Raw genomic sequence first — 12,108 nt, forward strand, 5'->3', positions numbered from 1 at the left:
TCAGTTTTAGCGAGCTATGCAGCATCGCTTTGGGCATCATTGTTTTTGTCTTTTTCTGAGATTGCTTGAATACTGCGACCCAGCGAAGCAGGAACTTCGTTGATTCCCACAGCAATCTTGGTTGCTAAAGCATTGATTGCTCCAGCAATTTGAGCAATCAGTTGTTCTTTGGATGGCAGGTCTGCAAGTGCTTTAATATCAGGCTCTTTGAGTATCCGACCTTCCATGACGCCGCCACGCAGTTGCGTTTTTTTGCTGGCTTTTTGGAAGTCTTGGTAAGCCTTGATGGCTCCACTAATGTCCTCTTTGACTAATAAAAAGGCAGAAGAACCCTGGAGAAATTCTGACATTGGCTGCCAGTTTTCCTGACCATCAATCGCAATACCCATGAAGGTATTTTTGGTTACTTTGCACGTTGTGCCTGTAGGACGCAGTCGCCGACGGAGATCGGTAATCTCGGCAACAGTGAGTCCTTGGTAATCTATGACAAGCGCTAGCTGCGACTGACTTAAACTTTCTTTTAGTTCAGCGACAATTGCTTGCTTGTTTTCTAGCGTTCTACCCATCTTTGTCTCACCTCCTTAAACTTGTGCGTAGCCTAATACTCAAAGCAAAAACCCCAGCTTTATCAGCCAGGGTTAAGCAGGTTATACCTCTACCGCCATGCCACTTGGTTCGCACAAGTGACATTTAAGCAATTGAGTTACAAACCTCGGCAGGGTATTAAGCTATGCAAGCTCCTGCTGTCTCTGGCTTTATCTATTTGATTTGAAAGGGTCAGAGTTCAGAGATTTAAGTACATCAACATTCTCTAACCTCTCTCTAAGCAGCTTCAGATTTCATGTCGCGTAGGGCATTAATATCAACTTGAATTGATGGTCCCATTGTTGCTGACACGAACATTGTCCGCCAGTAACGACCTTTGGCACCTGAAGGACGATTGCGGTCAATAGTCTCCTGCAAAGCCTTAAGATTCACCAATAAGTCTTCTGGTGAGAAGGATGCCTTACCAAACATAACATGAACAATTCCTGTGCGATCGGCACGAAACTCTAATTTACCTGCTTTGAAATCGGCGATCGCTTGCGTCACGTCAAATGTCACCGTTCCACCTTTAGGTGAAGGCATCAAGCCGCGTGGACCTAGCAGTCTTCCAAGTTTTGCCACCTGCGGCATCATGTCGGGCGTTGCAATTAACCGATCGAAGTCCATGCGACCTTGTTGGATTTCATCGATTAGTTCTTCAGAACCGACGACATCCGCACCCGCACTAGTTGCTTCATTGACTTTTTCCCCGCGTGCAATCACTGCTACTCGTACAACTTGCCCAGTACCTTTTGGTAGCGTTACTGTTGTCCGTAGTTGCTGGTCAGTATATTTAGGATCAATTCCTAGACGAATATGAGCTTCTGCGGCTTCGGGAAATTTTGCGGTCGCAGTTTCTTTTAACAAGCTCAGCGCTTCTATCGGTTGATAAGGTCTATCTTCAACTTTTTTCCGTAGTTCTTGCATCCGGCGAGATTCTTTTTTCGCCATTTTTTCTCCCTTGGGGTCAACTAACGAAGTTATACTTCTCCCCCGCTATATGTGTACATTAGAGCTTAAAATTCAATGCGCTAGAAAATAATTTTAGCAATCAATCTACTATCGTCACACCCATATTGCGGGCAGTGCCAGCAACAATCTTCATTGCTGCCTCTAGATCATTTGCGTTGAGGTCTGGCATTTTTGTTTGAGCAATTTCTTGCAATTGCGCGCGGCTAATCTTACCAACTTTCTTTTTGTTTGGTTCGTTCGAACCTCGCTCAATACCAGCCGCTTTGCTAATTAACACTGAAGCTGGTGGTGTCTTGAGTACAAAGGTGAAACTGCGGTCTTCATAAACCGAAATTTCGACTGGGATAACCATTCCGGCTTGGTCTGCGGTTCTGGCATTGTATTCTTTGCAGAACATCATAATATTGACGCCATGCTGACCAAGCGCTGGACCCACTGGAGGTGCTGGGTTTGCTTTTCCTGCGGTCAGAGCCAGCTTAATGACCGCAACAACTTTTTTTGCCATCTCTAATTTAGCCTTGTTTCTGAACCTGATTAAACTCCAATTCTACTGGCGTGTCGCGTCCAAAAATGGAGAGTAGCGCTTTCAGCTTACTTCGTTCTGGACTGACCTCGACCACTTCACCCTCAAAGTCTTTAAACGGACCCGAAAGCACTACAATTTTATCGCCAGCTGCCATGTCAATTTTGACGACTGGCTCTTGCTCGGTTGTCTGTTTAAATATCCGTTCGACTTCGGCATGACTGAGCGCCACTGGTTTAACGTGACCGCGTCCTTTTCCCGTGCCTTTTCTTTGTTCCGCGCCGACAAAGTTAATGACGTGAGGTGTATTCTTGACGACCTGCCAAGTGTCATCGTCCATTGCCATCTTGACGAGTACGTAGCCAGGAAACACTTTTTCTTCGGTATGCTGTCTACTACCGTCTTTGCGGATTTTCACGGCGGGAGTTTGTGGAATTTCGACGCGAGCGATCCGCTCTGCAACGTCAAAGGTTTGCGCTCGTCGCTCAATATCTGCTTTGACTCTTTTTTCACATCCCGAAGCAACTTGAACTGCATACCAACGCGTCGGGATATTAGGCGAATTTTCTGTCGCTTCTGTATCCTGAACTTGATTGGAATTACCTCGTTCGTCTTCTAATGTCATCGAAACACCTGTCCTGCTGCCCAAGCAAAGAAGCCATTAACCAGATAAATAAAAGTCGCGGATAGAACTACCATCGACAATACAGCAGCCGATTCGCTGACAAGTTGCTGTCTACTAGGCCAGACAATTTTGTCGAATTCTTCTTTGGTTCCGCGAAAGAAGTTGCCAAGGTTACCCTCATTTTTGGATTCTTGGACTTCGACTTCGTTTTTCTTGTTCACGAGCAATCGTCTCCCTCATCACAATGCAGCTATGACACGAATTTCTGCAGTTACAAACACAACTTATTGTCTGCTTCGCGAGACGCTCTTAGTCATATATACCAATACTATTTTACCCGAAAGTCATATTTCTTGACACTCAAATAGCATTGCGAACTGCTTTCGGGTTATGCGTAAAAATGTATGTTACACCTAGCAGGGTCAGATCCTGCGCAGCGCGCCCTGGAGGACTTGAACCCCCGACATCAGGTTTTGGAGACCTGCGTTCTACCAACTGAACTAAGAGCGCACAATTTGCTGTAGCTATAGCCACTAATTATATAGTGTAACGTAATTTGAGTTTGAATGCGCAAGATCGAGCTTGAATTCAAATTTGCTACTGTTCGCCAGTCATAGAGTACGATCAAACCGCTGTTTAACGCGAGTCGCTTTACCAACGCGATCGCGTAAGTAGTATAACTTGGCACGACGTACTCTACCACGACGCAGCACCTTAATACTTGCAACACGCGGTGAATGTACAAGAAAAACTCGCTCTACACCGACTCCTTGAAAGATTCGTCGGACAGTAATTGTTTCGTTAATTCCGCCATTACGTTTAGCAATGACTATCCCTTCATAGGGTTGGGTACGTTCTTTACCACCTTCTTGAATGATCACTCCCACCCTAACCGTGTCGCCGACATAGATATCAGGTATATCCGATTTGAATTGCTCCGCTTCAATCGAGCGGATGATTTCTTGCGCGTTCATAGCCTTATGAAAAACTCACGATCATTCATAATAGCTCGATATTTATGTTTGAGTCTAGTAAGCGAGTGAGAGTTCTTCATCAGATGATGAAATTTGCACATTACAGAAGAAAGGCATAAAAGCAGTAGAAAATAACTGTTCTCGCTGCTTCAGGCGTTTTCCGAGCCAGATTTCGGACACTTGAAGCCTTGCGCTAGAAATGATACTGCGGTACAAAACATTCCCTGACACGCACTTCATCTGGCTTCTGCTTATTAAATACTTCGCTCCCTATCCTCTCGACAGATTTTGTAAAACAGTGACACATTTTTTATTTTTGTCGCTATATTGTTAGGTATAATTCACTGTATTAAAAAAAGTAACAAGGTATTGCAATTAATCGTTTGATACCCTGTGTTACTTTAACTTTCCATGAGGCTTGCTGATAGTGACATCACCGCGACAACTGACCCCAACCACAGAAGCTTCGCTACTAGCTGCGGAATTTTTCAAACGCTCCGCGGGAAAATGGCGTTCAGAAAGGCGATACTATACTTTACCCGACGGCGAAACCAAGGAAATGGTTAGTATAATTACCATTCGCTTTTTAAAGTCAGGGTGTGTGGAACTCGAACAACTCGCTCAATTACACCAACTCGATCGTGCAGCAATCCTTACCTGTGGTGCAGAAGTTAGTTGGGAAAGTACCAATTCAGTGTCAGGAAAAAAAGAGTCTAAGGGCGCGACACTTTTCGGTGTATGTGGAACGACGTTGTATCGCGATCGCGGTTTTGCCACAACAAAGCCAGTGACAGCTGAATATTATTTCTCCAATTCACAAACGATGTGTTTGCGCACCGAATACAAAGGTTCTGTCTTTGAAGAGGAATTGAAACTGATCGGTAACAACTACCGCACTCGGCAAACAATTATCTCGCGCGCAGGCGAACAGCAGATGATTGGTCAGTATTTAGAGAAGAGACTGTAGGGGTGAGAAACAGATGATGAGTGGTTAGTAGTTAGTGGAAATTCCTATTTAATCTAATTTTCCCTGGCTTCTACCCCTAGTAATGATTTCCTGACTTACGGTGGTGAACCGCAGTAACTTTATCGGGAGCGAGAACCTTACCATTATCCACACTTGCGTAAACTATCCAATGATCGCCTGCTTCCATACGATTTTGAATTGAACATTCTAGGTACGCCAGCGCGTCACAAAGGATAGGACAGCCATTATCAGCGCTTTGAGTTGCTACACCACTAAAACGGTCTTCTCCTGGCGCAAAAGGCTTCATAAAGTGCTTGCGTAATTGCCTGCCCTCAGCGAGTATGTTTAGCACAAATTTGTTACCAACGTGCATGAGTGACTCAATTGCACGGTCTTTGGCAACTGCTACAGTTAATCCAGGAGGGTTGAAAGTTGCTTGAGAAACCCATGACGCCAGCATCGCACTAGAAACGTCTCCCTGTTTTGTTGTGACGACACTCAGCGAGCCAACGATTCGCCCAACTGCTTGTTCAACACTCGTTGCTGGTTGTTGCGGGGCGCGAACTTTTTTGGCTTTTTTCAAACTTTGAGCAAAGTCAGTACCAGCTTCTTCGCACAACTGGAGGGTAACATCAGTAGGTTTAAACTTGACACGCATCGTGTCGAACCCGAATCGATAACCAGCATCTTTGAGTTTGCTCTCGATTAAATCGATTGCTTCACCACTCCAGCCGTAAGAACCAAACACCCCTGCGAGTTTATTATTAGTCGCAGTCGAGAGAACGATTCCTAAAGCGGTTTGGATCGGAGTTGGTGCATGACCCCCAAGGGTAGGCGAACCGATAATAAATCCGGATGATTTTTCTACCGCAGCGCGAATTTCTTCAGGAGTAGCAAATTCACAATTGATCGATTCGACAGCAACACCAGCTTTGGTAATGCCACGCGCGATCGCCTGTGCTAATGTTGCCGTATTGCCATAAGCTGAAGCATAAATCAAAGCAACAGTCATATCTTGAGACGTCTGCTGCTGACTCCACTGTCGGTAAGCTTCGGTGAGTTGTAATAGTCCATAACGGACTAAGGGACCGTGCGCTGTAGCATACATTCTCACAGGAAAATCAGCAAGCTTATCGAGTGCCGTTTCCACTTGACGCGCGTGCGGCGCCATTAAGCAGTCAAAATAGTAGCGCCGGTCTTCTTGAAAACTTTCCCAGCCTTCATCAAAGACCTGATCGCCGCAAATATGCGCGCCGAACAACTTATCTGTGTAAAGAATTTCTGTAAGCGGGTCGTAGGTGCAAAGATGATCGGGATAGCGCGGGTTAGGAGTAGGAATAAATTGCAGATGATGACCTTTTCCTAAATCCAGCGTTTCTTCACCGCGCATCACCATAATTTGCAGCTCAGGGTTTTCTAGTGCGCCACGGAGATTGATTGCACCAGGGTTAGAGCAAACAAAGGTAATTTGCGGGGCAATTTCTAGTAGCGCTTTTAACGTTGCAGCCCGGTTAGGGTTAACGTGTCCGAGAATGACGTAATCGAGCTTTTGTAAATCGATGCGCTGCTGTAAGGCTGCTAGATAAATTTGGGTAAAAGTTTCTCCTGGAGGATCGATAATTGCTAGCCGATCGCCTTGAATGATGTAGCAATTAGCAGTCGTACCGCGCGCCAAGGCATATTCAATTTCAAATCGTAACCGCGTCCAACTGCGCGATCGCAGCACAGTAGTATCGATACCAACGGGAAAAAACTGTACGTCGCGTGGCTTTGATTGCATAAGTCCGATGTGGTGAAGGATTAGGAAGCTTCAGGAGCAGAGGAGCAGGGGAGAAATGTTGTCTATTGACTCTCTTTCACTAACCACTAGCTTCCAGCCATTAGTTACTCACCCCTCACTCCTCGCTTTTAGTAATGATTGCCAACTTTGCGGTGGTGAACGGCGGTCAGAGCTTCAGGATTGCTAACTCTACCAGTTTCGACGGTGGCATAAACAATATGGTGGTCGCTGAGTTCCATCCGACTTGTGACTTGACACTCCATGTAAGCCAGCGCATCAGTAAGAATTGGCGCACCAGTTTGGGAAGGTTGGGTTTTAACGCCCTCGAAACGATCGGCACCAGGTGGGAACCGCTTGAGGAAGTGTTTCATTAAGTGCAGATGGTTACCTTCTTCTAAGACATTGAGCACAAAGCGATCGCCGACTTGCATTAACGATTCAATTGCGCGGTCTTTCGCAACTGCGATTGTTACACCAAGGGGCTTAAAACTTGCTTGTGTGACCCACGACGCCAACATCGCGCTGGATACGTCTCCTTTTTTGGCAGTGATAATGTAAAGTCCGCCGCTGATTCTGCCTAAAGCTTTATCGAGATCGGCATCTAAAGATTTCATAACTTTGATGCTGCGATCGCGCGTTAGCCATTGTCCTAGGTCAGTTCCTGCTTCTTCGCACCGCTTGTAGGTGGCTTCAGTTGGTGCTTCTCGAATTTGAATTGCGGGAAAAGCAATCGAAAGTCCCAAATCGCGGAATTTGTTCAATAGTGGGTAAATTGGCTCATCATCGCTACCACCTGATTCAAAAATGCCTATTGCTTGCTTTGCTTTGGCGGCGGCTAAGATGGTACTTAACACAGTTTGGGTAGTTTCTGCCCCATCTCCCGACGCGGGAGGCATTCCGATTACGATTCCTGATACGCGACTAATCAGTTCTTGAACTTCTTGGAGATCTGCGGCTCGGAGATCGACAGTTTCAACCGCAACGCCTGTTTTAGCGATACCTTGAGCGATTGCTTGTGCGAGGCGATCGCTGTATCCATAGTCGGAGGTATAGAAAATCGCAGCGGCTGTTTCTGTCTTAGCTTGCGATTGACTCCACACGCGGTAGCGGCGGGTGAGTTCTTCGACGTTGTGATACAGTAGTGGACCGTGACCTGTGGCGATGGTAGATACTTTACCCAATTCACCCATCCGTTTCAGTGCAGATAACACTGAACGCGCATTTGGAGCCATTAAGCAGTCGTAATAAAAGCGGAAATCAGCTTCAATCGCGCCAAGATCTTCGTCAAAGGTAGAGTCGTCGCAATAGTGCAATCCAAAGGCATCACACGTGTAGAGGACCTGCGTTTTGCGATCGTAGGTGAACATTGTATCTGGCCAGTGTAAATTGGGAGCACTGACAAACTCTAATTCGTGTCCGTCACCTAAATCTAAGCGATCGCCGTTTTTGACAATTTGCCGCTTAAACGGCTGATGCACCATATCTTCTAGAAACTGAAGTGCGACTTTCGACCCTACGACCGTTGCTGCGGGAGCAAGCTGCAATACGTCTTTCACTAAGCCGCTATGATCCGGTTCGGTGTGACTGATAATGATATAGTCAATTTCTGCTGGGTCAATGACTTGACGCAGCGTGTCTAAATATAGTTGGCGAAATTTTTCATGAGAGGTATCGACCAAAGCCGTTTGCTCACCTCGAATGATAAATGAGTTGTATGTTGTGCCATTTTGCAAGCCAAACTCGATATCAAAACGATCCCGGTCCCAGTCGAGCGAGCGAATTGCTGTCGTATTAGGAGCAATGTCCGCAGTTTGCATTGTTAGCCGGTTTTGGGCTTTATCGGCGAGCACTACCATTCGTCAGCCTCCTGCGCAACTTATAACTTTTTTTTATCTAGTTCTATTCTCTCACGCTTTTTTTGTAAAGCTTTATTAATAAATTTATATTTCAGTTTAAAAAACTAAAAGTGTTATGAGAGTGTTGAGTTTTGAGGAAAGTTGATACTTCTTGCAGTAGTAATCGGTGGTTGGTAGTTAGAAAAAAAATCAGAATAGTGACTGATCTTATGAGTGAATTGCACTGGCTAGCACTGGTGATTGGTAACTCGCGATTGCACTGGGCGTGGTTTAATGCAGAAACGTTGCAATTTGCTTGGGATACAGATTATTTACCCGCATTAGTCGTTCAAAAACTTGCTAGCGGTCAAAACGTCACCGATTTTTCTCAAGAGATTTTAGCTCCTAAGGCGCTCGAGTTCGGATTAGCACCGCCAATTTACCTCGCTTCAGTTGTTCCCGCGCAAACGACAATTTGGCAAGCATATCCCAACCTGCACGAAATAACCCTAGCACAAGTTCCGCTGCAAGGAATTTATCCGACGTTAGGAATTGATCGCGCCTTAGCTGTGTGGGGAGCAGGTGCAACGTGGGGTTTCCCCATACTCGTTATTGATGCTGGAACTGCATTAACTTTCACAGGAGCAAATAGCGATCGCGTGCTAGTTGGTGGTGCGATTCTCCCTGGTATTCGCTTGCAATTTCAAGCACTAGGTGAACGAACCGCCGCATTACCCCTTGTCGCTCCCAAAGAATCACTTCCACCTCGCTGGGGATTAAGTACACCCGCATCAATTCAAAGCGGTATTGCGTATACGCTAATAGCTGGGATCGAAGACTTTATTAGTGCTTGGTGGCAAGAATTTCCCGCAAGTTGTGTTGTACTGACAGGCGGCGATCGCACTTTACTTCTCAATTATCTTCAAGGACAACACCCAGATATTGCCGCTAAAATTACCTCTGCTCCATACTTGATCTTTCAAGGAATGTGCTGTTACTGGGCTCTCAAGGAGAATAAGCACCAAGGGCGCAAAGTGGTAGAGGAAAATTAATCGTTATGAATTAATTACAAATGAGAGCTAACCCAAAATCAATCACTAACCACTTACTTCTCACCCCTTCTCTACGCTACAGTAGTCAACCCAGCAAAATAATCTTGTAATTGCTGCGTGTGGTCGTGTGAAAGTTCGCCTGGAGGTAATGACGTTGGTGGAAAAGCTTTGATATCAATGACTTCTAAAGAATCGCGAATTTTCATTTCGCCTTTGACTTCGGCTTCTACCAGTACGCAAATTGAGTGTACGCGCGGATCGCGATCGGGTGCGGAATACACTCCTACCAAGCGGCGAATTTTGACGAGTTCAAGACCCGTCTCCTCAGCTAACTCTCGACGCACGGCTGTTGGAATATCTTCTCCCCAGTCGATCATGCCACCTGGTAGAGACCATTTGCCATTATCACGACGCCGAACTAAAACGATCTGGCCATCGGGCAGAATAGGAATAATGCTCGTACCAGGAATGGGATGTCGAAAGATAATTCCTAAGACAGTTTGACCGATTTGCCACAAACGGCTCATATAGCGCAAAGCTGGAACGCGAGAAAAACTAATATTATTCAACCTTACAATTTTTGAAATCAACTGCCGTCAGTAATATCATTGAATGCATCTTTGGGGTATTCGGCTCTTTTTTTAGAAATGGATTAACTAGCATCCCATACATTGAACTAGTGTTCATGCTAACACCTCACATACAAAGCAATAGAGCTCAGCTTAAATCCAAAGTTCGCGAACCACTACACTTAGCCCAAGAGAATCGGAAGTTAGCTTATAATGAACGCTAAAGTGGCATAATAGTCGTTTGACTTAGTAATTGGCATATTGTCTAATCTTAGTGCTTAGTCTATGGCAGCATAGTCTGGCAATAAGGTAACTAGAGTCTACTGTCAAAAACCTGTGTGACACACAAGTCGCTGTGTAGCTGCCAGCAATAAGTATACTTTTAGCGTTGAGGCGTACGACTACCCAGTTAAATTCGCTAGGCTAAAAGTATTACCGTTTATTACTGGTAGCTTATATTGCCTTTCTAAAAATCTTAGAGGCACAAATTGTTGTTTATTCATGAGGTGAACATGGCTAAGCGCCGTAACCCAAAAAAAGAAAAGGCGCTACGGAATCAGGCGTACGCCCGCAAGTTTCGTAAGAGAACAACTACAGGGCGTTTCCAAAGAAGATATCAACAAAATCCGCAGCAGCAACGAGAAGAAGAAGATACAGCCGCCGCCGCAGAAACATAAGCGTTTAATCGCGCTTGTTGAGGCTTGAGCAGCCAGTTACCACCTACATAACGCGGCACTATTTTGACAAAATATCAGCAGTTGCGGAGGTCTACTCCGCGCTCAACAGCTGACGAGCAGCAGTAATTGCTTGACTCACTTGTTCAAAACCCGTTCCACCGTAGCTATTGCGTGCTGCAACGACCTGTTGAGGAGCGATCGCTTGATAAATATCTTGCTCAAATGCAGGATGTAAAGCTTTCCACTCCTGTAAGCTCAAATCTTTGAGGAGTTTTCCTGCATCGATGCAAGTTCTGACAACTTTTCCAACAAGGTTGTAGGCTTCGCGAAAAGGAACTCCTCGTGCTGCTAAATAATCTGCAACATCAGTTGCATTAGAAAAATCTTCAGCTACTGCTGCTGATAGGCGCGGGGTAGAAAACTCTAATCCCTGCCCTAGCAGAATTGTCATTGCTTCTAGACAAGCTTTCACTGTGCGAACAGTATCAAAAATAGCTTCCTTGTCTTCTTGCAAGTCTTTATTATAAGCCAAGGGTAAACCTTTCATTAAAACAAGCAATGCTTGGAGATGACCGCACACTCTGCCAGTTTTTCCCCGCACCAATTCTGGCACATCGGGGTTTTTCTTTTGCGGCATAATGCTCGATCCCGTAGCACAGCTATCTTTAAGCTTGACAAAGCTAAATTCTTGCGACGACCACAAAATCACTTCTTCTGAAAGACGGCTGAGATGAACCATGATGATACTCGCGCTTGCGAGAAATTCAATCGCAAAGTCGCGATCGCTTACTGCATCCATGCTGTTAGCATAAATTTTGTCAAATTGCAAGAGTTCGGCAGTGTAATATCGGTCTATTGGGAAAGTCGTTCCGGCTAAAGCACCACTTCCCAGAGGCGAGACATTAACGCGCTGATATACATCTCCTAGGCGTTCCCAGTCGCGCTGTGCCATGTGAAAGTACGCCATGAGGTGATGCGCTAAGCTCACGGGTTGGGCGCGTTGCAGATGCGTGTAGCCAGGGATCAGCGTTTGAATGTTTGTTTCGGCTAAATCGAGAAGAACGCTTTGAAATTCGCGAATAGCTTGGCGAATTTGGTGGATTTGGTCGCGCAGATAAAGCCGGATGTCAGTTCCCACCTGGTCGTTACGCGATCGCGCGGTGTGGAGCTTTTTACCAACGTCGCCCACAATTTCAGTTAGGCGTCGTTCAACAGCAAAATGAACATCTTCGGCATCAATTCCTGGGGTAAATTTTCCTTGTCGATATTCTTGACGAATTTGTTCTAAACCTGTAACCAGTTGCGCAGCTTCTGCGGGTGTCACGATGCCCGTATGTCCGAGCATTTTCGCATGGGCGATCGAACCAGTGATGTCGTATTCGATTAATTCAATATCAAAGCCGATACTAGCATTGAAGCGAGCGATCGCCGGGTGTAGCGCTGATTCAAATCGCTGACTCCATGTTTGTTGTTGATTCACAGCTAATTTACGTTCCTTCACTCCAGGACACTTCCCATCAAAGCAAGATTTTGACGAAAATTAGATGAT

The 12,108-nt window shown here is 45.6% G+C and carries 13 protein-coding genes, 1 tRNA gene and 1 other annotated feature; of the genes, 3 read left to right on the top strand and 11 right to left on the bottom strand.

The annotated features are described in order from the left end of the window. Positions 1-14 precede the first annotated feature (14 nt). The 7 genes from rplJ to rplS form a co-directional block, all read right to left on the bottom strand. On the bottom strand, positions 15-566 hold the full coding sequence (rplJ, locus tag B1A85_RS18410) for a 50S ribosomal protein L10 (protein ID WP_104548194.1): 552 nt from the start codon (positions 564-566) through the stop codon (positions 15-17). A 36-nt stretch (positions 567-602) separates the two neighbouring features. Then, positions 603-771: a sequence feature (ribosomal protein L10 leader region), on the bottom strand. 51 nt (positions 772-822) lie between these two features. Then, the gene (rplA, locus tag B1A85_RS18415) at positions 823-1,536 is read right to left on the bottom strand and encodes a 50S ribosomal protein L1 (RefSeq protein ID WP_104548195.1); all 714 of its coding nucleotides are present in this window, start codon (positions 1,534-1,536) and stop codon (positions 823-825) included. 100 nt (positions 1,537-1,636) lie between these two features. Continuing rightward, positions 1,637-2,062 (bottom strand): 50S ribosomal protein L11, encoded by a 426-nt coding sequence (rplK, locus tag B1A85_RS18420; protein WP_104548196.1) that lies wholly within the window; start codon positions 2,060-2,062, stop codon positions 1,637-1,639. Positions 2,063-2,069: 7 nt separating this feature from the next. Beyond that, positions 2,070-2,705: a transcription termination/antitermination protein NusG gene (nusG, locus tag B1A85_RS18425; protein ID WP_104548197.1), complete on the bottom strand. Its 636-nt coding sequence runs from the start codon at positions 2,703-2,705 to the stop codon at positions 2,070-2,072. Further along, positions 2,702-2,926, bottom strand: a complete 225-nt coding sequence (gene secE, locus B1A85_RS18430) for a preprotein translocase subunit SecE (RefSeq protein ID WP_104548198.1) — start codon at positions 2,924-2,926, stop codon at positions 2,702-2,704. Before secE ends, nusG begins: the two co-directional genes overlap by 4 nt. A 216-nt stretch (positions 2,927-3,142) precedes the next feature. Beyond that, positions 3,143-3,215: transfer RNA gene (locus B1A85_RS18435), tRNA-Trp, on the bottom strand. A 101-nt stretch (positions 3,216-3,316) separates the two neighbouring features. After that, complete coding sequence (gene rplS, locus B1A85_RS18440) at positions 3,317-3,679, bottom strand: 50S ribosomal protein L19 (protein WP_104548199.1); 363 nt, start codon at positions 3,677-3,679, stop codon at positions 3,317-3,319. 427 nt (positions 3,680-4,106) lie between these two features. Between rplS and B1A85_RS18445 the strand changes: the two genes are divergently transcribed. Continuing rightward, entirely contained in the window at positions 4,107-4,646 is a 540-nt protein-coding gene (locus B1A85_RS18445; RefSeq protein WP_104548200.1) for a phycobiliprotein lyase, read from the top strand. A 76-nt stretch (positions 4,647-4,722) separates the two neighbouring features. On the opposite strand, the gene B1A85_RS18450 is transcribed toward B1A85_RS18445, so the two are convergent. Next, the gene (locus B1A85_RS18450; RefSeq protein WP_104548201.1) at positions 4,723-6,426 is read right to left on the bottom strand and encodes a diflavin flavoprotein; all 1,704 of its coding nucleotides are present in this window, start codon (positions 6,424-6,426) and stop codon (positions 4,723-4,725) included. A gap of 128 nt (positions 6,427-6,554) precedes the next feature. After that, the gene (locus B1A85_RS18455) at positions 6,555-8,282 is read right to left on the bottom strand and encodes a diflavin flavoprotein (RefSeq protein WP_104548202.1); all 1,728 of its coding nucleotides are present in this window, start codon (positions 8,280-8,282) and stop codon (positions 6,555-6,557) included. 209 nt (positions 8,283-8,491) lie between these two features. On the opposite strand from B1A85_RS18455, the gene B1A85_RS18460 reads away from it, so the two are divergent. Next, entirely contained in the window at positions 8,492-9,313 is an 822-nt protein-coding gene (locus B1A85_RS18460; RefSeq protein ID WP_104548203.1) for a pantothenate kinase, read from the top strand. A gap of 71 nt (positions 9,314-9,384) precedes the next feature. Here B1A85_RS18460 and B1A85_RS18465 read toward each other — a convergent pair whose 3' ends face one another. Further along, a complete protein-coding gene (locus B1A85_RS18465; RefSeq protein WP_104548227.1) occupies positions 9,385-9,840 on the bottom strand; it encodes an NUDIX hydrolase in 456 nt (151 codons plus the stop codon). A gap of 554 nt (positions 9,841-10,394) precedes the next feature. Here B1A85_RS18465 and B1A85_RS24025 point away from each other — a divergent pair. Next, a complete protein-coding gene (locus tag B1A85_RS24025) occupies positions 10,395-10,559 on the top strand; it encodes a hypothetical protein (RefSeq protein WP_168192432.1) in 165 nt (54 codons plus the stop codon). 91 nt (positions 10,560-10,650) lie between these two features. On the opposite strand, the gene argH is transcribed toward B1A85_RS24025, so the two are convergent. Then, positions 10,651-12,039 (bottom strand): argininosuccinate lyase, encoded by a 1,389-nt coding sequence (gene argH / locus B1A85_RS18470; protein ID WP_104548228.1) that lies wholly within the window; start codon positions 12,037-12,039, stop codon positions 10,651-10,653. Positions 12,040-12,108 lie beyond the last annotated feature (69 nt).

Source organism: Chroococcidiopsis sp. TS-821 (genome assembly GCF_002939305.1).
In the GTDB taxonomy this organism is placed as follows: Bacteria; Cyanobacteriota; Cyanobacteriia; order Cyanobacteriales; family Chroococcidiopsidaceae; genus Chroogloeocystis.